The 20,823-nt window shown below is 69.9% G+C and carries 25 protein-coding genes; all 25 read left to right on the forward strand.

Annotated features, from left to right (window positions below; all coding sequences use genetic code 11):
• On the forward strand, window positions 1-182 hold a 182-nt coding region (locus ACIQRW_RS15015; RefSeq protein WP_403759466.1), incomplete at its 5' end, for a hypothetical protein.
• A gap of 74 nt (window positions 183-256) precedes the next feature.
• The gene (locus ACIQRW_RS15020; RefSeq protein WP_403759469.1) at window positions 257-400 is read left to right on the forward strand and encodes a hypothetical protein; all 144 of its coding nucleotides are present in this window, start codon (window positions 257-259) and stop codon (window positions 398-400) included.
• Between the two features lie 205 nt (window positions 401-605).
• On the forward strand, window positions 606-977 hold the full coding sequence (locus tag ACIQRW_RS15025; protein ID WP_403759471.1) for a hypothetical protein: 372 nt from the start codon (window positions 606-608) through the stop codon (window positions 975-977).
• A 100-nt stretch (window positions 978-1,077) separates the two neighbouring features.
• On the forward strand, window positions 1,078-1,524 hold the full coding sequence (locus ACIQRW_RS15030; protein WP_403759474.1) for a hypothetical protein: 447 nt from the start codon (window positions 1,078-1,080) through the stop codon (window positions 1,522-1,524).
• A gap of 193 nt (window positions 1,525-1,717) precedes the next feature.
• Window positions 1,718-2,044, forward strand: coding sequence for a hypothetical protein (locus ACIQRW_RS15035; protein WP_403759476.1), 327 nt, complete (start codon window positions 1,718-1,720; stop codon window positions 2,042-2,044).
• A gap of 90 nt (window positions 2,045-2,134) precedes the next feature.
• A complete protein-coding gene (locus ACIQRW_RS15040) occupies window positions 2,135-2,680 on the forward strand; it encodes a hypothetical protein (protein WP_403759479.1) in 546 nt (181 codons plus the stop codon).
• On the forward strand, window positions 2,661-4,166 hold the full coding sequence (locus ACIQRW_RS15045; protein ID WP_403759482.1) for a hypothetical protein: 1,506 nt from the start codon (window positions 2,661-2,663) through the stop codon (window positions 4,164-4,166). Before ACIQRW_RS15040 ends, ACIQRW_RS15045 begins: the two co-directional genes overlap by 20 nt.
• Entirely contained in the window at window positions 4,166-4,333 is a 168-nt protein-coding gene (locus ACIQRW_RS15050) for a hypothetical protein (protein WP_403759485.1), read from the forward strand. The genes ACIQRW_RS15045 and ACIQRW_RS15050 overlap by 1 nt, the downstream gene beginning before the upstream one ends.
• 20 nt (window positions 4,334-4,353) lie before the next feature.
• Entirely contained in the window at window positions 4,354-5,832 is a 1,479-nt protein-coding gene (locus tag ACIQRW_RS15055; RefSeq protein ID WP_403759488.1) for a phage portal protein, read from the forward strand.
• Window positions 5,832-6,887 carry a head maturation protease, ClpP-related gene (locus ACIQRW_RS15060; protein WP_403759491.1) on the forward strand — a complete coding sequence of 352 codons (1,056 nt, stop codon included), beginning with the start codon at window positions 5,832-5,834 and terminating at the stop codon, window positions 6,885-6,887. Before ACIQRW_RS15055 ends, ACIQRW_RS15060 begins: the two co-directional genes overlap by 1 nt.
• A complete protein-coding gene (locus ACIQRW_RS15065) occupies window positions 6,884-8,239 on the forward strand; it encodes a phage major capsid protein (RefSeq protein ID WP_403759494.1) in 1,356 nt (451 codons plus the stop codon). Before ACIQRW_RS15060 ends, ACIQRW_RS15065 begins: the two co-directional genes overlap by 4 nt.
• A gap of 96 nt (window positions 8,240-8,335) precedes the next feature.
• Complete coding sequence (locus ACIQRW_RS15070; protein ID WP_403759495.1) at window positions 8,336-8,773, forward strand: hypothetical protein; 438 nt, start codon at window positions 8,336-8,338, stop codon at window positions 8,771-8,773.
• Window positions 8,770-8,994 (forward strand): hypothetical protein, encoded by a 225-nt coding sequence (locus ACIQRW_RS15075; protein WP_403759497.1) that lies wholly within the window; start codon window positions 8,770-8,772, stop codon window positions 8,992-8,994. The genes ACIQRW_RS15070 and ACIQRW_RS15075 overlap by 4 nt, the downstream gene beginning before the upstream one ends.
• A gap of 361 nt (window positions 8,995-9,355) precedes the next feature.
• Complete coding sequence (locus ACIQRW_RS15080; protein WP_403759499.1) at window positions 9,356-9,616, forward strand: hypothetical protein; 261 nt, start codon at window positions 9,356-9,358, stop codon at window positions 9,614-9,616.
• A 30-nt stretch (window positions 9,617-9,646) separates the two neighbouring features.
• Window positions 9,647-10,702 carry a hypothetical protein gene (locus ACIQRW_RS15085; RefSeq protein WP_403759501.1) on the forward strand — a complete coding sequence of 352 codons (1,056 nt, stop codon included), beginning with the start codon at window positions 9,647-9,649 and terminating at the stop codon, window positions 10,700-10,702.
• A 22-nt stretch (window positions 10,703-10,724) separates the two neighbouring features.
• Window positions 10,725-11,105 carry a hypothetical protein gene (locus ACIQRW_RS15090; protein ID WP_403759503.1) on the forward strand — a complete coding sequence of 127 codons (381 nt, stop codon included), beginning with the start codon at window positions 10,725-10,727 and terminating at the stop codon, window positions 11,103-11,105.
• The gene (locus tag ACIQRW_RS15095) at window positions 11,102-11,569 is read left to right on the forward strand and encodes a hypothetical protein (RefSeq protein WP_403759505.1); all 468 of its coding nucleotides are present in this window, start codon (window positions 11,102-11,104) and stop codon (window positions 11,567-11,569) included. Before ACIQRW_RS15090 ends, ACIQRW_RS15095 begins: the two co-directional genes overlap by 4 nt.
• Window positions 11,566-12,309, forward strand: a complete 744-nt coding sequence (locus tag ACIQRW_RS15100) for a hypothetical protein (RefSeq protein ID WP_403759508.1) — start codon at window positions 11,566-11,568, stop codon at window positions 12,307-12,309. The genes ACIQRW_RS15095 and ACIQRW_RS15100 overlap by 4 nt, the downstream gene beginning before the upstream one ends.
• Complete coding sequence (locus ACIQRW_RS15105) at window positions 12,309-12,746, forward strand: hypothetical protein (protein WP_403759511.1); 438 nt, start codon at window positions 12,309-12,311, stop codon at window positions 12,744-12,746. Before ACIQRW_RS15100 ends, ACIQRW_RS15105 begins: the two co-directional genes overlap by 1 nt.
• 4 nt (window positions 12,747-12,750) lie before the next feature.
• Window positions 12,751-13,164, forward strand: coding sequence for a hypothetical protein (locus ACIQRW_RS15110; RefSeq protein WP_403759514.1), 414 nt, complete (start codon window positions 12,751-12,753; stop codon window positions 13,162-13,164).
• 1 nt (window position 13,165) lies between these two features.
• Window positions 13,166-13,567: a hypothetical protein gene (locus ACIQRW_RS15115; protein WP_403759517.1), complete on the forward strand. Its 402-nt coding sequence runs from the start codon at window positions 13,166-13,168 to the stop codon at window positions 13,565-13,567.
• Window positions 13,568-13,713: 146 nt separating this feature from the next.
• Window positions 13,714-16,233: a hypothetical protein gene (locus tag ACIQRW_RS15120; protein ID WP_403759520.1), complete on the forward strand. Its 2,520-nt coding sequence runs from the start codon at window positions 13,714-13,716 to the stop codon at window positions 16,231-16,233.
• 2 nt (window positions 16,234-16,235) lie between these two features.
• Window positions 16,236-20,072 carry a hypothetical protein gene (locus tag ACIQRW_RS15125; RefSeq protein ID WP_403759523.1) on the forward strand — a complete coding sequence of 1,279 codons (3,837 nt, stop codon included), beginning with the start codon at window positions 16,236-16,238 and terminating at the stop codon, window positions 20,070-20,072.
• Between the two features lie 13 nt (window positions 20,073-20,085).
• Window positions 20,086-20,538 carry a hypothetical protein gene (locus ACIQRW_RS15130; protein WP_403759526.1) on the forward strand — a complete coding sequence of 151 codons (453 nt, stop codon included), beginning with the start codon at window positions 20,086-20,088 and terminating at the stop codon, window positions 20,536-20,538.
• Window positions 20,538-20,816: a hypothetical protein gene (locus ACIQRW_RS15135; protein ID WP_403759529.1), complete on the forward strand. Its 279-nt coding sequence runs from the start codon at window positions 20,538-20,540 to the stop codon at window positions 20,814-20,816. The genes ACIQRW_RS15130 and ACIQRW_RS15135 overlap by 1 nt, the downstream gene beginning before the upstream one ends.
• Window positions 20,817-20,823 lie beyond the last annotated feature (7 nt).

A 20,823-nucleotide genomic window follows, 5' to 3' on the forward strand; every position in this document is an offset into this window, starting at 1 on the left:
GGGTCCACAAGGAGGACTTCCCACCCCTCCCCCCAACCCCTCTTGGTGACCCTGTTGTTGGCGTTGTTGCCCCAGGTCAGAGCAACAACAACAACGCGGGCAACGCCTCCCCGTACCCCTTCCGGATCACCGACGACCCCACCCATCCCGTCCGCCACCACGTGCACCACACCAGCCGCTGACGGCTGCCCGATCCGCCCGACTCGTACGGGCGGTGAGGGGAGCCGGACAGTCCGGCCCGAGCGAGGGAGCCCCCATGAGCGACTACGACGAGATGACCAACGCCGACGTGATGTCCGGCGAGGAGATGCGTGAGTACGAGCAGGCCGCCGAGGCGCTGCTTGACGCGCAGGACGAGGCGCGCTGGGCCGAGGAGGAGTCGGCTGCCGAGCAGCGCTGAACTACATCAACTTCGGGGCGGCCGGCTCACTGCCAGGCGACCGGCCGCCCCGGGCCCCATCCCACTCACGAGACAGGACCACGATCATGGCACTGGAGAAGTCCATCAGCATCCGCGACCTCGCCTCCCGGAACCAGGCGTCGCAGCAGAAGCGGGCCGCCGAGAAGGCCAGCAACAGCAAGCCGAAGAAGGGATGATGAGCCCCATGACCGAGACCCGCTCTGTGCCGCTCGCCGACATCCTCAGCGTCACCACGCCGAACCTCCTGTCCGCTCGGCAGATGGACGGTCTGACCGATCTGCTGAACTGGATGACCGGCGACGAACTGGAGATGTGGCAGCTCCCTCGGGCCGCCGACGAGTGCGCACCCGCGCTGATCGCCCAGCACCCCGCGTTGGAGGGCCTGACCCCGCCGCCCGGGTGCAGCAAGCCCGCCCTGCGCGTCTGGCTGGCATCCGCCGAGCGGCAGCACGGTACGCACCTGGAGGTGGCCCAGATCTCGGGCTGGGTACACCAGGACCCGGTGCAGGAGTTCCGCGACCGAGTCGAGTTGGTGAACCTGCCCACCACTCCGTAGCGCGTCCCCGCAGTAGCCTGACCCCGCACGCCGGGTAACGCCCGGCCAGACGCCCCCGCCGACCGATCCGGCGGGGGCTTCGCCACGAGAGGATGACCTCGTGGACGACAACCCCGTGATCCAGTTCCGCTGCACCACCGTCATCGACGGCCGCGAGCGCACAGCGACGATGAGCCTGAAGCGATCCGTATGGGACAGCAGCAGCGAGCAGTGGCGTTCGGAGTACCTCAACAGCTGCCGCGAGCGGTACCAGGCGTGGCTGCGCAAGGACGCGGGCATCGAGCTGACCGACCAGCAGGTGGCCGATGTCTCCGTGACGGCGGTGAGCGAAACCGCAGACGGCAGCCCGCCACCGCAGCTCGTGACGGTAACGCTCTTCGGCGGGCCGCTCGACGGCTTCACCGCTCCTGTCGAGATTGACGACGAGGACCCGTGGACGGCGATCATCAGCGACGGCTGTACGTACCCCGGCGGCCGGTCCGTCTACGCCCCGGACGCCGCCGGCCGGTGGGTGTGGCAGCAGGACGTGCCGTGGGACGCCCTGTGACTGCGAGCGCCTGGCGCCCACCGGAGTTGCGGCCGACCGCGCCCACACTCCGCACCCCACCCCTACACTCGCGGCATCATCCCCGAGCACGCGGGATGCTTCTGAACAGGCCCCGCCGGTTTCCACAACGGCGGGGCCTGCTGCTGCCCCATCCCGCATGATGTCCACCAACCACACACCAAGGGGACACACCATGCGCACCCGCACCGCCGCCGCCTCCATACTCCTGGCCGCCGCCCTCACCGCCTGCTCGGCCGAGACCAGCACCCCGGAGCCGGCCGCCACCACCTCGGCCGCACCGAAGGTCGACAAGGCCACCACGGTCAAGGCGTGCGTCGACGCCGTCGCCGAACTCCCCGCCGGCCCCGACGGATCCGTCCCCTCCGACCCGGTCCCCGCCGAGTGCACCGACCTCTCCGACAGCGAGTACCTCAACGCGTACATGGACGGCATCAACCAGTCCAACCGCGAGGGCATCGCCGACCTGGAGCAGCAGATCGAGGACGCCACCGAGCAGTGACCGTGCCGCCAGAGTGGCCCACTCACCTGCGCCTGAGCGCACGTGTTGGGGTGGGCCATTGGCTACCCTGAGTTCGGAGGGAGGCCGCCAATGGCACACGATCAGCAGCCCGACGAGGACGACCGGCTCCGCGACGGGAAGGGCCGGTACACCCGCAGCATCGAGTCCGTACGCCGGGACGCCACCGCCGCCGACCTCCGCTCGCAGCGCAAGAGCTACCAGCAGATCGCCGAGGAGCTGGGGTACAGCGACAAGGGCGAGGCGTGGCGAGGGGTGCAGCGGGCGAAGGCCGACGTCGCCCGGGAGCCGGTCACCCGGCTGATCCGGTCGGAGGCGGCGCAGCTCGACGACCTGTACGTGTCCGCGCTGGAGGTGCTGGAGCGGGACCACATCATGGTGTCCCACGGCAAGATCGTGAAGGACGACGACGGGAACCCGCTCCTCGACGACGGGCCCAAGTTGGCCGCGATCCGGGAGCTGCGCACGATCCGCGAGTCGTACCGGAAGCTGTTCGGCGCGGACGCCCCGAGCAGGGTGAGCGTGGATGCGCAGCAGCTCGGCGCGGAGATCTCCGCCCTGTTCGACCGGGTGACGGACGACGACAGCGTGGCGGGCGATGACGGCACCGACAGCTGACCTGGAGCACCTGCGCCACCAGATCGATCAGCTGGTCCGCGCCGGAGACACCCGACAGTTGAAGGTCGTCCGCGACCAGCTGAAAACCCACATCGACAAGCGGGCCCTCACCCGCCGGACGGCGCGGTACGGGGCCACGCCAGTGCGGTGGGTGCAGGAGCGCCTCCGACAGACCGTGTGGTCGAAGCAACGCGAGATCCTGTGCGCCGTCCGCGACCATCGGCGCACCGCCGTACGGTCCGGCCACGGCGTCGGCAAGAGCTGGACCGCCGCCCTCGTGGCGTGCTGGTGGCTCGACACCCACCCGCCCGGCGAAGCCTTCGTCGTCAGCACGGCCCCGACCTTCTCCCAAGTGCGGGCGATCCTCTGGCGGTACATCCGCAAGCACCACCGCACCGGCAAGCTCGCCGGCCGCGTGAACCAGACCGAGTGGCTGATCGACGACGAGCTGGTCGGGTACGGACGGAAGCCGGCGGACACCGACGAGGACGGGTTCCAGGGCATCCACGCCCGGTACGTCCTCGTGATCCTCGACGAGGCGTGCGGGATCCCTGAGCAGCTGTGGACCGCGGCCGACGCGCTGGCGACCGGGCCGGACTGCCGGATCCTCGCGATCGGCAACCCCGACAACCCGGCCTCCCACTTCCGGAAGGTCTGTACGCCCGGGAGCGGTTGGCACCAGATGTCGATCAGCGCGTTCGACTCCCCGAACCTGACCGGCGAGGAAATCCCCGCCGACATGGCCGCGGCCCTCGTGTCCCGGGAGTGGGTGGAGGAGAAGGCCACCGACTGGGGTGTCGACAACCCGATCTACCGGGCCAAGGTCCTCGGCGAGTTCAGTACGGACGCGGCGAACCAGGTGATCCGCCAGTCCGACATTGCCGCGTGCCGGGCCGCGACGGACAAGCGGCCGCGCCCGGAGGAGCTGGAGCCCGTCGAGCTCGGTGTCGACGTCGGCGGCGGCGGGGACGAGACAGTGATCCGGGAGCGGCGCGGACGGCGGGCCGGGCGGGAGTGGTCCGCGCACACGGACCGGCCGGAGGTGATCGCCCCGCTGATCCTCCGCGCGATCAAGGAGACCGGCGCCACGGCGGTGAAGGTCGACAGCATCGGCATCGGCTTCGGGGTGATCGGCGAACTCCGCAACGCCGCCACCCGCGGCGAGCACTCGGCGCACATCATCGGCGTGAACGTCGGCGCGGGTGCCAGCGAGCCCGACAAGTTCATCAACCTCCGCGCCGAGATCTGGTGGTCCCTCGGCCGCGGCCACTCCGAAGCTGGCGGCTGGGACCTCGCGATGATGGACAACGCCGACACCACCGTGGCGCAGCTCCTCGAACCCCGGTGGGACACCGACCCCAAGGGGCGGATCCGGGTGGAGAAGAAGGACGAGATCCGTAAGCGGCTCGGGCGCAGCCCGGACAACGCCGACGCCCTGCTGCTCGCGTACTACTCCGCGGGCCGCCCCCGAGTGAGGTGGCTGTGATGCCCAAGACCCTGCCCACGCTGAAGAAGTTGCGGCCGACCGCCATGCTGACCGGAGGATTCACGCTAATCTCGGCTGGTAGCTGGAGTATTTTCGGCATGGGCGTGGGGTTGATTACCGGAGGCGTCCTCACCGTCGTCCTCCAGTGGTGGGTCGACAGCGACTGACGGGCAGCGAGGAGGGGGCCATGGGCAAGACACTCATCGGCTCCCTCACCGCCCTCGCACAGCGCACCGTCGAGACCCCCATCCCGTTCGTCAGCCGCGGCGCTCAGCGCGCCCTCCCCTTCATGCGCCCGGCCGGCATGGAAGCGCAGATGCGCGCCATGGGTTCGGTCGGCACCCTCTTCTCGATCGTCAACCGCACGTCGAACGCGACTGCGCAGGTCGACTGGAAGCTGTGGCGGAAGGCGAAGTCCGGCCTGAAGGAAGACCGGGTCGAGGTCACCTCGCACGCCGCCCTCGACCTGTGGAACAAGCCCAACCCGTTCATGCCGCGGCAGGAGTTCGTCGAGACTTTCCAGCAGCACGTCGACCTCGTCGGCGAAGGCTGGTGGGTCATCGCCCGGCACCCGGGGTCCACGATCCCGCTGGAGCTGTGGCCGGTCCGCCCGGACCGCATGACGCCGGTGCCGTCGCAGACGGCGTTCCTCGCCGGGTACATCTACACGTCGCCCGACGGGGAGCAGATCCGCCTCGGCCTCGACGAGGTTGTCCAGCTGCGGATGCCGAACCCGTTGGACCCGTACCGCGGGATGGGCCCCGTGCAGGCCGTGCTCGCCGACCTTGACGCCACCCGCTACTCGGCCGAGTGGAACAGGAACTTCTTCCTCAACTCGGCGGAGCCCGGCGGGATCATCGAGGTCCCGACCGCTCTGTCCGACCCGGACTTCGACCAGCTGCGCGACCGGTGGAACGAGCAGCACCGCGGTGTCGCCAACGCCCACCGGGTCGCGATCCTGGAGCACGGCAAGTGGATCGACCGGAAGCTCAGCCAGCGGGACATGCAGTTCGCCGAACTCCGGGGCGTGTCCCGGACCGTGATCCGCGAGGCGTACGGCATCCCCGCGTTCGCCCTCGGCGAGGTCACCGACGTCAACAGGGCCACCGCCGAAGCCAGCAAGGCCTGGTTCGCGGAACAGCTCACCATCCCGCGCCTGGAGCGCATCAAGGGCGCCCTCAACCACGACTTGCTCCCGATGTTCGGCGCGACCGCGCAGGGCCTGGAGTGGGACTACGAGAACCCGGTGCCGGCCGACCCGGAGACCGAGGCGGCGCAACTCACCGCACGGTCGGCCGCTGCTGCCACGCTGCGCGACGCCGGGTGGGAGCCCGACGACGTGCTGTCTGTCGTGGGCCTGCCCGCCATGCGCGCGGTGGTAGCCCCCGCCCCGGACACGTCTTTCCGTGCGGCAGCCGATCGGCTGCTGAGTGCTGGCGCTCCTGGTGTGGAGGCGGCGATGCGGTGGGTCGTGGTCGCCGAGGACGACGACAACACCTGCGCCCCGTGCGCGGAGAACGACGGCCAGACGTACCGGAACCGTGAGCAGGCCTACAAGGACTACCCCGGCGGCGCGGGTTACGTGCACTGCGTTGGTGCGGAGTACGGCAACGACTGCCGCTGCAAGGTCGTCAAGCGGCGCGCACCCAAGGGAGACGAATCCTGATGCCCCTGATCGAGGCCGTCACCCGGCCCGCCCACCTGACCGCCCGCGCCCGGGTCCAGGCCCCGCGCGCCTGGTACGAGATCCGCAACGCCGCCGACGCGGACGAGGCTGAGCTCCTCATCTACGACGAGATCGGCGGCTGGTATGGCAACACCCCCGGCGAGATCGTCGACGAACTCCGGGCGGTCACCGCCCCGAACCTACGCGTTCGCATCAACTCCCCCGGCGGGTCCGTGTTCGACGGCATCGCCATCGCCAACGCGATCCGCCTGCACCCCGCGACGGTCACCGTCCAGGTCGATGGCATCGCCGCGTCGGCCGCGTCCGTCATCGCGATGGCCGGGGACCGCATCGTGATGACCCCGCAGTCGCAGCTGATGATCCACGACGCGTCCGGCATGTGCTTCGGCAACGCATCGGACATGACCGAGATGGCCGCGCTGCTCGACACCCAGTCCGACAACATTGCCGACGCCTACGCCGAGCGCGCAGGCGGCACTCGCGAGGAGTGGCGGGAGCGGATGCGCGCCGAGTCCTGGTACCTCGCCGCCGAAGCCGTGGCCGCTGGCCTCGCCGACGAGGTACTGCCGTCCCGCAAGGCAGCCGACGAGCCTGAGCCCGCGCTCACGAACACGTGGGACCTGTCGGTGTTCCGGTACGCCGGCCGCGACGAAGCGCCCGCGCCCGTGACCGACACGACTGACGCCGACGTCCCGCCGGTGCGTCCAGTCCCCGGCCCTCCGCCCGCCCGGGCGGAACTCCAGGGCGAGCCGGGCCCCGAGACGCTGACATTCACCGCCGGGTCCGTCCTCACCCCCGAGATGGTCGCCGTGCTCCACGCAGCGACCGCCCCCGCCGAGCCGGAGACTCCGGCCGTCGAGAACCACACCACCGAACCGGAGCCCACCACGGTCCCGGCCGACGACCAGCCCGACCCCGCAGTGGCGCCCGCCGCAGCGGCTGACGAACCCGCGTGGGCCGCGACCGTGGCCCACCTGCTGACTCCGCCGCCCATCGCGGACGAGTTCACCCGCCTGAAGGAGGCACTGCTGTGACCACACCTACGATCCCGCGCACCAGCAACGAGCTCGCCGAGATGCTCGCCGACCCGGCGAAGCTCGCGGAGGTGATGGCGTCGAAGGAGACGCTGACCGAGTTCATCACCTCGTACGGGCAGGCGCAGCAGGGCGACGGCACCGAGCTGAACAGGCTCGTGGCCGAGGAGACCCAGAAGGTCTTCGCGCAGATGCTGAAGGACAACGGCATGGGGACAGACGCGATCAAGCGGCCCGACCTGGACCCGCAGGCCAAGCAGGGCCGCGGCAACATGCTGACCTCGCACCGGCAGGGCACCGCCTACAACCCGGCCGCCGCCGGTGCCTCAGTGGACAAGCACTTCCGGAACAACCTGGAGTACGTCTCCAGCATCTGGCACAAGAACACCACAGCCGAGGCCGCCGAGAAGGTCGCCCTTCTCCGCAACGCCGCGTCGTCGGTGTCTCCGGCCGACGGCGGGTTTCTCGTCCCGGAGACGCTCCGCGCGCAGCTGATGCAGATCGCGCTGGAGCAGAGCATCGTTCGCCCGCTGGCGACCGTTGTCCCGATGGACTCGGCCCGCGTCCCGATGCCGATCATCGACTCCACGACGAACCAAGGCTCGGTGTTCGGCGGCATGATCGCCTACTGGGGCGAGGAAGGGGCGATGCTCCAGGACTCGAACCCCAAGTTCGGCCGCGTCGAGCTCGACGCGAAGAAGCTGACCGGCCTCTCCGCCGTCCCGAACGAGCTGCTCCAGGACTCCATCGTCAGCTTCGCCTCCCTCATCGAGACCCTGTGGCCGCAGGCCCTCGCGTTCTCCGAGGACCAGGCGTTCATCAGCGGCAACGGCGTGGGGAAGCCGCTGGGCTTCCTCGGCGCGAAGAACAAGGCGGCCGTCGCGGTCACCCGCGGCACCGCGTCGACGATCAAGTACCCCGACATCGTCAACATGTACGCCCGGATGCTCCCCTCGTCGCTGTCCAACGCCGTGTGGATCTGCTCCCCGGACGCCCTGCCGCAGCTGCTCCAGATGAGCCTCGACGTCGGCACCGGCGGCAACTCGGTGTTCGTCGTCAACGCGTCAGCCGCCATGCCGATGAGCATCTTCGGCCGCCCGCTGATCATCAGCGAAAAGGCGGGACAGCTCGGCGCCCGCGGCGACCTCGCCTTCGTCGACCTGGCGTACTACCTCATCGGCGACCGCCAGACCATGACCGCCGACAGCTCCACCGACTACCAGTTCGGCAGCGACAAGACGACGTTCCGCATCATCCAGCGCGTCGACGGCCGACCGTGGCTCCAGTCGGCCATCACCCCGGCCAACGGCTCCGCGAACAAGCTCAGCCCGTTCGTCGAGCTCGCAGCCTGATCCCCCTCGGCCGGCGTCGGCAGTCACACCCCGACGCCGGCCACCACCCGGGTCGGCAGTGTCGCCCCGACAGGTAACAGACGACAGGAGTAGCTCATGGCTCAGAAGGCTCTCGGCCGCCAGTTCAACGCGCTGGCCCTCGCCGACAACAAGTGGGTCAGCCTCAGCGACGCGGACGGGGTGGCGTTCGTCTGTTACCTCGCCGCCGCCGCAGGCGACACCTACACCCTCACCCAGGCGCAGGACGCGGCCGGCACCGGGGCGAAGGCCCTGGCGTGCATCACCGAGTTCCACACCAGCACCGGTGACGGCACGGACACCTGGACGCGGCGCACCCAGGCCGCGGCGGGCACGGTCGTCACGGCGGCCGCCGCGACGCAGAACGCCATGGTGGTCGAAGTGGAGGGCACGCAGCTCGACGATGGATTCAGCCACGTGCGGCTCGCGTCGACCGGTGCCGGTGCGGTCACCGCACTGACCCGCGACCTGAATGTGCAGCGGGCCCCGGAGAACCTCCCGGCGATGTCGTCGTGATCCGTGGGCGCACCACCACAGGAGGCGATGTCGAGTTCGTCGACAGCACGTCCGGTGCTGTGGTGGCCTCGATCACGGCGGACGGCGTCGAGGGGGCCGTTCCGGCGGCCGTTACGGCGGCGCAGGTGACGGCGACGGCGATCAGCCCGGGGTCGGCGACGACGGTGCAGGGGATCCTCGCCGAGCTCGCCGCCCGCATCGCTGCACTGGAGACCCCCTGATGGCGCTGTGGATCTGCACCGGGTGCACGGCCGCGTACGCGGTCGGTGCGTCCCGGTGCCCGCAGTGCGGCAGCACAGACCGGCGAGAGGAAGGCGAGGAGATGGCGAAGGTGACCGTGCACGGCGGCGCGACCAACTCGGACGCGCCCGAGCAGGAGCGGGGTGAGGACGTATCAGCTGGGAGCAGCTCCGAGACATCGTCCGAGAAGGCGTCGACCTCGCCCAAGAAGAGCGCAGTCGGCCGCCCGAAGCCTGCCCCCAAGACGGGGAGCCGCTCAGGGAAGGGCCAGACGGACAGCTCTTCTGCCCCTGGGACGGATGGCGACCAGACGGGTCCTACGTCGGGCGCCGGTGACGCCTGATGTCGCAGACACCGAGCCTCGGCCTCGTCGTCCTGGTGCTCGTCAACCCCATCACGAACAACGGCAGTGACTCGGCCCCGGCCACGGTCACCCGCGTGTGGGAGCAGCACCAGGACGGCAGCTGGCTCGTGAACCTCAAGGCGAACCTCGACGCCCCCACCTCCTCGAAGTGGTTCACGTCGGTCCGGCTGTTCGACACCGAGGACCAGGCCCAGGCACATGACAGCGAGGCCGCTTACTGGCCGCCCCGCACGCCCTGACCAGCCGTACCCCGCACCGGAGGAGGTGACATGCAGATCCCCGTCTACGCCACCCGCGAGGACATCAAGAACGCCCTCGACCTCAAGGCAACCGCCCGCGCCACCCGCGCCATCGACCGCGCCCTCGCCTCCGGGTCCCGCGCCGTAGACGGGCTCTGCCGTCGCCGCTTCTACCCCGAAGTTGCGACCCGCTCGTGGGACTGGCCGAACGCCCAGCGCGCCCGGCCGTGGCGCCTGTGGCTCGACGAGAACGAACTGATCTCCGTCACTGAGGTCATGACCGGCGGCGACGTTGTCCCGGCAGAGTCCGTGTTCCTGGAGCCGAACGCGTACGGCCCGCCGTACAACCAGGTCCAGCTCGACACCGCGAGCGCCACGGCGGGGTGGATCGGCGGCGACACCCACCAGCGGACCATCACCATCACCGGCCTGTACGGGTTCCGGGACGACGAGACGCTCCTCGGCGAGTCCACGATCAGCGTCGACAGCACGGCCACCACAGTCACGGTCGACGCCCCCACGTCGGCGGATACCGGCGTCGGTAGCGTCCTCCGCATCGGCGACGAGCGGCTCCTCGTCATCGGCCGCACGCAGGTCGACACCGGACAGACCCTCGCCGCTGATGTGGACGGCCAGGCGAAGACCACCCTCATCCCCGTCCAGGACAGCACCGAGTTCGCCGTCGACGAGACCGTCCTCCTCGACGGCGAGCAGCTCCTCATCGTCGACATCGCCGGGACCAGCCTGGTCGTGCGCCGTGCGTGGGACGGGTCGACGCTCGCCCCGCACACCACCGGCGCCACCCTCTACGCCCCGAGGGCCCTGGCCGTCACCCGGGGCGCGCTCGGCACCACAGCGGCCGCCCACCCGTCCGGCAGCGCCGTACACCGGTGGGACCCGCCGGCGCTTGTGCATCAGCTGGCCCTGGCGGAGGCGATCAACGTCCTGCTCCAGGAGCAGGCCGGTTGGTTCCGTACGGCATCCGGGGGCAGCACCTCCCGCGAAGCGACCCTCGAAGCGCTCAAGTCGCTGCGCGAGCAGACGTACAACGCGCTCGGCCGCAAGGCCCGACTGAGGGGGGTGTGAGGTGCCCGCTATCCAGGTCCGCGTGAACATGAACCGCAACGGGCCCATCCGCGACGGCCGGTTCCAGCGTGCCACCGGCCAGTACTCCGACGACCTTCAGTACGCGGTCGCCTTGCACGGCGAGGACCTCGTCCAGCAGCGGCTGCGGCAGGTACTGCGGAACCCGACCGGCTACTTCCAGTCGCGGGTCACCGTGGAGCGCAGCCGTGGGGGCTACGCCGTCACGGACGGCGGTGTCATCTATGGGCACTGGCTGGAGGGCACCGGCTCCCGCAACTACCCGGTGACGAGGTTCCGCGGGTACAGCACGTTCCGCCGGGTGAAGCCCCTCGTGGACCGTGACGCCAACCGGATCGGCATGGAACTCCTTGCCCGGTACCAGTCGAGGGGGCTCCTGCGATGAGCACGCCCGCCACCGACCCCATCACCGACAGCACCGACCGTGTTGTGTCCCACGCGCTGTCCCTCGGCCTGTTCGAGACGGTCAACGAGGCCGAGCCGAAGAATGCGCCAGGCCACGGGCTGAGCTGCGCTGTCTGGGCCGATCGGATCGGTTTCATCCGCTCGTCCGGCCTGGCCTCCGGCAGCGCCCGCCTCGTCTTCAACGTACGCATCTACTCCAACATCAACGCGGCACCGGACGAAGCGATCGACCCCGCGCTGCTTCGTGCCGTCGATCGCCTCTTCGCTGCGTACGCCGGCGACTTCACCCTCGGCGGGCTCGTGCGGCAGGTCGACCTCCTCGGCGCGCACGGCGTCCCGCTGGAGGCCGTCGCCGGATACCTCCTCGTCGAGGGTGGCGAGTATCGCGTCATGACGATTGTGCTGCCCCTCATCGTCAACGACCTCTGGGAGGAAGCAGCATGAAGCAGCCCGGTCTCGGCGACCACCTGTACATCGGCGGTTTTGACGCCTCCGGCGACATCGGCGCGGTTGGCCGTGTCGGCGGCGGCCCCGCCACCCTCGACGTCACCGCGATCAACAAGTACGCCATGGAGCGCATCGGCGGACTTCGCGACGGCGGCATCGACTACACCGCCTTCTTCAACCCCGGGGCCGGCGGCGCACACGCCAAGTTGGCCGCGCTCCCCACCACCGACGTCCTCATGACGTACGTCCGCGGCGCGACGCTCGGCGGCCCGGTCGCCTGCTGCATCGCCAAGCAGCTCAACCACGACGCGAGCAGGGGCGACGACGGGGCGTTCACGTTCGCCGGAGCCACACAGGGCAACGGCTACGGACTGGAGTGGTGCACCGGTCTCACCCCCGGGAAGCGCACCGACACCACCGCCACCAACGGGGTGGGTGTCGACTTCGGGACCGGCTCGACCCTGTTCGGGTTGCAGGCCTACCTCCACGTGTTCGCGCTCACCGGGACCAGCGTCACCGTCAAGCTCCAGCAGTCCTCCGACAACGGCGGCGCCGACGCCTGGACCGACGTCGTCGGCGGCGCATTCACCGCGGCAGTCGGCGTCACCAGCCAGCGGATCGAGACCGCGCGCGGCCAGACGGTGGAGCGGTACCTCCGGGCCGTCACCACCGGCACGTTCACCAACGCCGTGTTCGCGGTCTCCGTGAACCGCAACGAGGTAGGGACGACCTTCTGATGCAGCCACTGAACCGCGTCGATCGCGGGCTCCTCGCTCCCGGCGCCTACCAGACGTACAGCATCGCCCAGCCCCCGGACACCCTCGTCCGCGCGGCGTGCGAGCAGGCCGGATGCGTGGCGTACGCCCGGGGGTGGCAGTCGACGATCGACGAGTCAACCCTGCTCGGACAGCAGCAGGCCGCGTACATCCGGGGCCAGTCGGGGCGGACGTTCCGGGAGCAGCGCACCGGCGCGGGCCTGACCGTCTTCACCTTCGAGGCCCGGCAGCGGTGCTTCACCGACCACCAGACCCGCCCCCAGCTCTTCGCCGTCCGGGACGGGGACTGGCGCGGCAACCCCACCGGCCGCGTCCGCCAGCACCAGCGGCCGGCGGACTGGGTGGAGGACTTCGGCGAGCACCAGCTCCGCCTGAGCGACCAGCAGCAGAAGGGATAGGGCCATGGCCAAGGAATCAGGTCTCGGGTGGACCACCTGCTCCGTCGACGACGCGACGGGCACCCCGCAGGACATCCGGAACGACATCACCAACCTCCAGTTCGCGACGCCCCGGGCGGTGCAGGACGTCACCGGCATCGACAAGTCCGCGATGGAGCGGCTCCTGCTGCTGGCGGACTTCTCGGTGACGTTGAACGGCGTGTTCAACGACGCGGCCGGCAAGAGCCACGCCGTCTTCAAGACCGTGCCCAGCACGTCGGTGTCCCGGACGGTGACGATCGCCGTGTCCGGCCAGTCCCTGGTGAACGAGTGCGTGTTCACCGACTACCCGCTCACCCGGTCCGACTCGGGCGAGCTGACGTGGGCGGTGCCCGGCGTCCTGTCCGACGGCACGGTCCCGACCTGGACGGGGGCCTGACATGGGCTACCAGCACAAGCGGAAGAAGATCAACGTCCGGTTCGAGGAGCCTCACGACTTCGCTGGGTTCGAAGCCGTACTCCGCGGCCAGCACCTTGGCGGGTTCCTGAGTCTGTTGGGCATCGGCGAGGTGGACCTGTCCAACATCGGCGACCAGTTGAAGGAGATGGGCAACGCCCTCATCTCCTGGAACCTGGAGGACGAGGACACCGGCGAACCGGTGCCCGTCACCCCTGAGGCGGTCATGGCCCAGGACCAGGACTTGATGATCGCCCTGGCCACCGCCTGGCTCGACGCGCTCAAGGGGGTCCCCGCCCCTTTGGAGCCGAGCTCGACCGATGGGCAGCCGTCCCTGGAGGCGTCGCTGCCGATGGAACCCCTGTCGGAAAGCCTCGCGAGCTGATCCACGCGGAGACCGTCCTCGGCCTGTGCGAGCGGTTCCACTGCCTGCCCAGCGCCCTCCTCGCCGAGGACGCGTCCCTGTACCGGCTGCTCCTGATCGAGCAGCGCGGCAACCCGAAACAACCCGATGAAGGGGGGTGACGACAGATGGCCGACGACGTGACCATCACCGTCCGGGTCCGCGACGCCACCACCCAGGGCATCAGCGCCGTGAACCGGTCACTCCAGCGCCTGGAGAACAGCACGAAGGACATGGACCGGTCCTTCGGGTCCCTCGTCGGCACGGCCGTCTCCCTCGCCCCAGCGCTCCTCCCGATCGCCGCGTCCACCGCACCGCTCGTCGCCGGAATGGGCGCCGCCACAATCGGGATCGCCGCGTTCGGGGCGGCGATCATCCCGCAGATCCAGGCCATGTCCGAGGCCGCCGAGGCGGAGAAGAAGTACACCGACGCGGTGGAGAAGCACGGTGCAGCGTCGGCCGAGGCGGCGAAGGCGGAGGAGGCTTACCTCGACTCCATCGAGGACATGCCCCCCGCCACCCGTGAGGCAGCCGCGTCCCTGTCGGTCCTGAAGGAGCAGTACGAGGACTGGTCCAATGCGTTGGCCGACGACACGATGCCGGTCGTCACCAAGTCGTTCGCCACGCTGGGCGCCCTGTTCCCGAAGATGACGCCGCTGGTGCAGGGCACGTCCCGCGAGCTGGAGCGGTTCGTCACCATCGCCGCCGGGGGCATCCAGTCTGCTGGGTTCGAGCGGTTCATGAAGTCGTTCGCGGACTTCTCCACCGTGTCCCTCGCGAAGGCCAATTCGGCCTTGGTGCAGTTCACCCGCACCCTCGACACCGGGGCAGTCGGCGGCGGTGTCAGCGAGTTCATGCAGTACGCCCGCGAGTCCGGGCCCCTCGTCGGCGAGACCCTGATGAACCTTGTCGAAGCCCTCTCGAACCTCCTCGTCGCGTCGGCAGAGACCGGCGTCGGGATGCTGACCCTGATCAACGCGTTCGCCGGGCTCGTCGCCTCCGTCCCACCGGAAGTCCTCACCCGGCTCCTCCAGCTCGCGCTCGCGTTCAAGGCCGTGAAGATGGCGGCGGCCGGTATGGCCGTGGCTGGTGCGGCGATGGCCGTGGTCCGCACTCAGGTCACCGCCGCCGGGGTCGCGGCCGTCGGGGCCGGCACCCGCATGGGCATGCTGACGGCGGCGTTCGCCGCCCTGTCCCGCGGGGCGAAATTGGCGGTGGCCGCGACCGGGGTGGGGCTCCTCGTCATCACGCTGATGGAGCTGTCGGACATCGGGAAGTCGACGCCGCCGAACGTCGACAAGATGACGTCGTCCTTGGCCCGGTTCGCGGACTCCGGCAAGGCAGCCGGAGAGCTGACCAGGGTCTTCGGGAAGGATCTGGACGGCCTCATGTCCAGCCTGAGCGTACTGGCCGGGGCGGGTGTCAGCGCGGACGAGTTCTTCAAGCGGTTCGACGAGAACCCGATCAACCTGAAGGAAGGCACCAAGGAGATCGAGGCGCTCGACAAGAGCCTGGCCTCCCTCGTGTCCGGTGGGAAAGCCGACCTCGCCGCCGCTGGGCTGGACCGCATCAAGGCGATGATGACCGAGGCCGGATACTCCACGGCCGGGCTGAAGACGGCGCTGACCGAGTACGACGAGGCGTTGGCCAACGCAGCTTTCGAGCAGCAGTTGATCGCGGACAGCATGGGCGTGTTCGGCGAGCAGTCCCTCCAAGTTCAGGCGAAGTTGGACGCGCAGAAGCGCAGCGCGGACGGTCTCGCCCAGTCGATCAACGCCCTGTCGAACCAGTACATCCAGGCCCGTGGCGGTATCCGGGGCATGGAGGCGGCGATCGACGCGGCCGACGAGGCGATGGCGAAGAACGGCAAGACCCTCGACATCACCACCGAGAAGGGCCGCGCGAACCAGGAGGCGCTCGACAATCTGGCGACCGCGACGATGAAGGCCGCCGAGGCAGCGCGCGCGAACCACGCGCCGTGGGAGACCGTGAACGGAATTTACGACCGGGGCCGGGCCAAGCTCATTGCGTCTGCCGAGGCGATGGGCATGACGGAGACGCAGGCCCGGAAGCTGGCCGCTCAGATCCTGAAGACCCCGGACAAGACGGCTCGGCTCAAGGGCAACATGGAGGATCTTCAGCAGAAGCTGAACAGCGCGAAAGCCAAGCTCAAGAGTGTCCCAGACTCCAGGAAAGCCCAGATCAGGGGCAACATCTACCAGCTGGAGCAGGCCATCGCCGAGGCCCGCCGCAAGCTGGACGCGATCAACGGCAAGACGTCGCACACGTACGTGGTCACGCACATGCAGGCCCGGCAGGAGGGCGCGCACGGTACGCAGCTCGGCTACGCGCACGGCGGTGTCATCGGCGCAGCCGCTGGCGGCCCCCGGTCCCGGATGACGCTCGTTGGCGAGCAAGGGCCGGAGCTGGTGGACCTGGCCCCCGGGTCGAGGGTGCGGTCGAACCCGGACACGAAGCGGATGCTGGCCGGCGGGCACGCGGGGGGTGGAGGGCAGCCGTTCGTGGTGCAGCTCGCCCTCGATGGCCGCGCCCTGGCGGAGGTCCTCATCGACCCGCTGCGCGGCCAGATCCAGACCTTGTCCGGCGGCAACGTGCAGGCCGCCCTCGGCCAGGCAGGGAGGGGCTGACCATGCCGGTGCCCGAAGCGCGCGTGCAGATCCAGGTCGACGGAGTATGGACGGACATCACCGACGACGTGAAGGGCGGCGCCGAACTCGTCCACACCCGGGGCCGCTCCGGAGAAGGGGCCCGCGTCGACCGGGCGTCGGTGAACCTGACGCTCAAGTCCCCCGACGGGAAGTACTACCCGCGGCACCCGATGTCGCCCTACTACGGGCGGCTCGGCCGGAACACCCCGATGCGGCACCTGGCCGGCGGCAGCCCGGTGAGCCTGCGCGTCGGGGACGTCGCGGCCGGGCGGCTGATCACGCCGGACCACAGCAGCCTCGATATCACCGGCGACCTTGATCTGCGGGTCGACGCAGCTTTCGACGAGTGGCCGACGACCGGGAACGCGCAGGAGGTCATGGCCAAGTGGCTGACCACGGGAGACCAGCGGTCGTGGATGCTGACGGTGTGGCGGTCCCGGATCCTCTTGTACTGGACGACGGACGGATTGACCGTCACCTCGAAGTCGTCGGCTGTAATCCCCGCACGCCCGGGGCAGCGTGTCGCAATCCGGGTCACCCTCGACGTGAACAACGGGGCGTCGGGTCACACGGCCACCTTCTATACCGCCCCTACGATCGCAGGCCCCTGGACGGCTCTCGGTGCACCAGTTGTCACCTCAGGCACGACGAGCATTTTCAGCGGATCAGGTCCGGTTGAGATCGGGGACCTGACCGGAATCGTCAACGTCACCGCTGCGGCGAACGTCTTCGCCGCTGAGATCCGCACCGGAATCGACGGCACCGTCGTCGCCAACCCGGACCTCACTGCTCAGGCTGCTGGTGCAACCGGCTTCACCGATAGCGCCGGGCGCCTGTGGTCGACAGCTGGCGGCGCGGAGATCACTGAGCACCGGGCCCGGGCAGTGGTCGAGGTCCCGACGTGGGCCCCTCGCTGGACGGTGGGAGGTGCCGACATGGACGTGGCACTCCAGGGCGCCGGAGTCCTGCGCCGCCTGTCACAGGGGCAGAAGGCCCTGGAATCCACGTTGCGCCGCCGGGTGCCGTCGTACGGGCCGCTGGCTTACTGGCCGCTGGAGGACACGGCAGGGTCGACGAGCGCGTTCTCGCCGATCGAGGGGGTTGCCCCTCTCCGGGTGACGGGCGTGTCCTTCGGGCAGGACGCGTCCCTGGCTGGGTCCGCTGCACTGCCGACGATCGAGGCGGGCGGCCGGATGGTCGGTGCTGTGCCTGCCCCGGTAGGCGCGTCGACGCAGTGGTCGGTCCACATGGTCTATTCCCTGGACGGCACACCGCCCGTGTCCAACGGCGAGTTCATGGCGTGGCGCACCTCGGGTACGGTCCGCCGGTGGCGGCTTCTTCAGCGCACCGGTGTGGGCACGATCGAGGGCTACAACGCCGCCGGTGACCTCATCGTCGACCAGCCGGTAGCAGCTGCTGACGAGGACGTGCTGGCGGGCTGGAACCGGTACCACTTTCGCGTCTCCCAGACCGGCGGCACGGTCGACTGGCGCCTGACGTGGATCAACATCAACGGCGACGCTGGCGCTTTCGGCGGTTCGTACTCGGGCACGGCAGGGCGCGTCACCCAGATCGAGACGCAGATCGGGGCGTCCGTCGACGGCCTGCGAGTCGGCCACGTCGGCGTGTTCGCAACGGAGTTCACGGACGCCTACTCGTTCGCTGACCACGGGTTCACCGGTGAGACTGCTGGGGCGCGAGCCCTGCGCCTCACCACCGAGGAGGGCCTGCCGTTCACCCTGGTCGGCACCGCAGCGGACACACCGCCGATGGGGCCCCAACGCCCGGACACCCTCCTGAATCTGCTGCTGGAGTGCGAGGCCTCCGACGGCGGAATCCTGCACGAGGACCGGGGGCGGCTCGGCCTGGTGTACCGGGCCCGGACCACGCTGTACAACCAGGAGCCCGCCCTCGTCCTGGCGTACTCCCAGATCGTCCAGCCGTTCGAGCCAGTCGACGACGACACCCACATCCGGAACGACGTCACCCGGTCCCGCACGGGCGGGTCCTCGGTGCGCCTGGTCCAGGAAGCCGGGCCCCTGTCCGTGGCGTCGCCTGCCGACGGCGGCGTCGGTGTGTACGACGAGGCCGTGGAGCTGTCGCTGGAAACGGACGACCAGCTCGACGGTGTCACAGCGTGGGCGCTGCACCTGGGCACGTGGGATGAAGCCCGGTACAAGCAGCTCCGGATCCTGCTGCACAAGCACCCCGACCTGATCGAGGCAGCGGCGCAGTTGGACGTCGGGGACCTGGTCCGGATCACGGACCTGCCGGCCTACCTGCCTCCGGGCCCTGTGGACCTGATGGTGGAGGGCTACCGAGAGACGCTGAGCAACCTGTCGTGGGAGCTTATCCTCAACTGCTCGCCGGGCGGCCCGTGGCAGGTGGGTGTGGTGGAGGACCCTGTGCTGGGCCGCGCGGACACCGACGGCACCGAGCTCGCGGCCGGGGTCACGGCGACGGACACCGGCCTGCCGGTCACGGTGACGGCCGGCCCCCGATGGGTCACCGCCGCACCCAACCAGCTTGCGGACCCCGGCTTCGAGGCGGGGACGGGCGCGTGGGCGTGCTCGCGCGGCGCGTCGATCGGAGTCGTCACGTGGGAGAGGGGCATCGTTCGGTCCGGGACCGGGGCGGCGCGGATCACCCGCGTCCACCTGACGGACACGGGCACCCTCAACATGCAGCAGGCCGGGGTGACATACGGAGCCGCGCCCGGGCAGACGTGGGCCGCGCACGCCTGGGTCTACAACGGCAGCATGGTAGCCAGGGACATGCGGATGGGCATCGTCTGGCGCGACGCGGGCGGCGTCGACACGTTCATCCTCCCGACCCTCACCAGCGTGGCCCCCGGGCAGTGGGTGCGCCTCGCGGTCGCCGGGACACTGCCCGCCGGAGCCGTCTCCGTCTACCCGAGCATCGTCGGGGGCAGCGGGTGGACGGTCGGCGAGTGGTGGATCGCCGACGACGCGCGGCTGGCCCGCACCGACACCTACGTGGGCACCGACATGCCAGCCGAGTTCCCGTTCGACGTCACGATCGGCGGAGAGCAGGTCACCGTGACCTCGATCGGTCCCGTCCCGGCCGACGATTTCGTCCGGACGTCGACCGGGGGGTGGGGCGTCTCCTCATCCGGGCACGAATGGCAGGTCGCCCCCGCGGCGAGCGCCCCGCACTTCACCGTCAATGCCGGAGTCGGCACGATCGCCGTGGACGGCCTCAACACCACACGCCGGGTCTACCTGCCGAGCGACTACCGGCCGTCGGACGTGGACGCCCGGGTAGCCATCTCCATCCCGGCCCTGGCAGCCGGCGGCAACGTCGAGGCGTCGATCATGCTGCGGGTGGACCCGGCCGACGTCGGCAACACCTACTACTACGGCGAGATCGAGTTCAACTACCAGCCGTCGCGCACCGTCCGGGCGCGCATCATGCGCCGCCAGAACGGAGCCGACACCGCCCTGTCCACCGCGATCGACGTGCCCGGCCTGACCTACACCGCCGGGGCCATCATCCGGTGCCGGTTCCGGGCGGTCGGGCCGCTGCTCCAGCTGCGGGCGTGGGCGGACGGGAGCCCCGAGCCGACAACGTGGGCGGTCGAGGTCACCGACACCGCCCTCTCGTCCGGGCGGGTCGGCCTGCGGGCCATCCTCGACCCGCCGAACACCAACACCCTGCCCTTCCCGGTGAACTTCCGGGACTTCAGCGTGGCCGGGGACCAGCTGATGACCGTCACCCGCAGCGTCAACGGCATCGCCAAGCCGCACTCGGCCGGTGCCCCACTGTCCCTCACCCACCCGATGCGCGCCGCGCTCTAGGAAGGAGGTACCCGTGCCGATCCTCGCAGGCCAGACAGTCACCGCCGGACAGCTCAACCGGATGCAACCCGTCCCCTACGAAGCCATCGCCTCCAGCGCCACAGCCGTCCTCGCGACCACCACCATCGTGGACGTCCCCGGAGCGACGGTCACCCTCACCACCACCACCCCCAACGCGATCTACCGGGTCACCGGCATCTTCGACGTGCTGCCCGGCGCCACCAGCGCCAGCGTCCTCGTCTTCGGGTTCCTCAACGTCAACGGGACCACCGACACCGGCGTCGCGATCCAGGGGCTCACGAGCAGCATGCGCGCCACCGTGTCCCAGACATGGCGCGGGACCCTCGCGGCGGCCGGCAGCCACACCCTCAAGCTCCAGGCCTCACTGTCCGGGGCGCTCGGATCAGGCGCGACGATCCGCCCGCAGAACTCAAAGATCAGCATCGAAATCCTGGAGGTCGTCTGATGGTGTACGTCACCGAACGGTGGGAGGCCCTCGCCTACGACGGAACGAACGGCGAGCACATCGCTACTCAGTTCCTGGGCGACGTCGGACTCCTCAGCGACGACGGGCAGACCCTCGTCCTGGAAGTACCGATCTGGCCGAGTAGGGAACCGCGGGATGTGCCGCTCGGCTACGTGGTGATGCGCGGCGGGGACGGGGCGCTGCGGCAGATCGTGCCGCCGGATGTGTACGCCCGGGACTGGTACGTGCTGCCCGACCCGGCGCCCGCCCCCAGCTAATCCACAC

Source organism: Streptomyces sp. NPDC091287, from assembly GCF_044768525.1.
Lineage (GTDB): Bacteria > Actinomycetota > Actinomycetes > Streptomycetales > Streptomycetaceae > Streptomyces.

Bases quoted from the DNA above. Each gene is read 5' to 3' on its own strand.
- ACIQRW_RS15040 (WP_403759479.1), top strand. From the start codon at position 2,135: ATGGCACACGATCAGCAGCCCGACGAGGACGACCGGCTCCGCGACGGG.
- ACIQRW_RS15055 (WP_403759488.1), top strand. From the start codon at position 4,354: ATGGGCAAGACACTCATCGGCTCCCTCACCGCCCTCGCACAGCGCACC.
- ACIQRW_RS15025 (WP_403759471.1), top strand. From the start codon at position 606: ATGACCGAGACCCGCTCTGTGCCGCTCGCCGACATCCTCAGCGTCACC.
- ACIQRW_RS15105 (WP_403759511.1), top strand. From the start codon at position 12,309: ATGCAGCCACTGAACCGCGTCGATCGCGGGCTCCTCGCTCCCGGCGCC.
- ACIQRW_RS15060 (WP_403759491.1), top strand. From the start codon at position 5,832: ATGCCCCTGATCGAGGCCGTCACCCGGCCCGCCCACCTGACCGCCCGC.
- ACIQRW_RS15080 (WP_403759499.1), top strand. From the start codon at position 9,356: ATGTCGCAGACACCGAGCCTCGGCCTCGTCGTCCTGGTGCTCGTCAAC.
- ACIQRW_RS15070 (WP_403759495.1), top strand. From the start codon at position 8,336: ATGGCTCAGAAGGCTCTCGGCCGCCAGTTCAACGCGCTGGCCCTCGCC.
- ACIQRW_RS15120 (WP_403759520.1), top strand. From the start codon at position 13,714: ATGGCCGACGACGTGACCATCACCGTCCGGGTCCGCGACGCCACCACC.
- ACIQRW_RS15110 (WP_403759514.1), top strand. From the start codon at position 12,751: ATGGCCAAGGAATCAGGTCTCGGGTGGACCACCTGCTCCGTCGACGAC.
- ACIQRW_RS15020 (WP_403759469.1), top strand. From the start codon at position 257: ATGAGCGACTACGACGAGATGACCAACGCCGACGTGATGTCCGGCGAG.
- ACIQRW_RS15035 (WP_403759476.1), top strand. From the start codon at position 1,718: ATGCGCACCCGCACCGCCGCCGCCTCCATACTCCTGGCCGCCGCCCTC.
- ACIQRW_RS15085 (WP_403759501.1), top strand. From the start codon at position 9,647: ATGCAGATCCCCGTCTACGCCACCCGCGAGGACATCAAGAACGCCCTC.
- ACIQRW_RS15125 (WP_403759523.1), top strand. From the start codon at position 16,236: ATGCCGGTGCCCGAAGCGCGCGTGCAGATCCAGGTCGACGGAGTATGG.
- ACIQRW_RS15135 (WP_403759529.1), top strand. From the start codon at position 20,538: ATGGTGTACGTCACCGAACGGTGGGAGGCCCTCGCCTACGACGGAACG.
- ACIQRW_RS15045 (WP_403759482.1), top strand. From the start codon at position 2,661: ATGACGGCACCGACAGCTGACCTGGAGCACCTGCGCCACCAGATCGAT.
- ACIQRW_RS15095 (WP_403759505.1), top strand. From the start codon at position 11,102: ATGAGCACGCCCGCCACCGACCCCATCACCGACAGCACCGACCGTGTT.
- ACIQRW_RS15050 (WP_403759485.1), top strand. From the start codon at position 4,166: ATGCCCAAGACCCTGCCCACGCTGAAGAAGTTGCGGCCGACCGCCATG.
- ACIQRW_RS15115 (WP_403759517.1), top strand. From the start codon at position 13,166: ATGGGCTACCAGCACAAGCGGAAGAAGATCAACGTCCGGTTCGAGGAG.
- ACIQRW_RS15100 (WP_403759508.1), top strand. From the start codon at position 11,566: ATGAAGCAGCCCGGTCTCGGCGACCACCTGTACATCGGCGGTTTTGAC.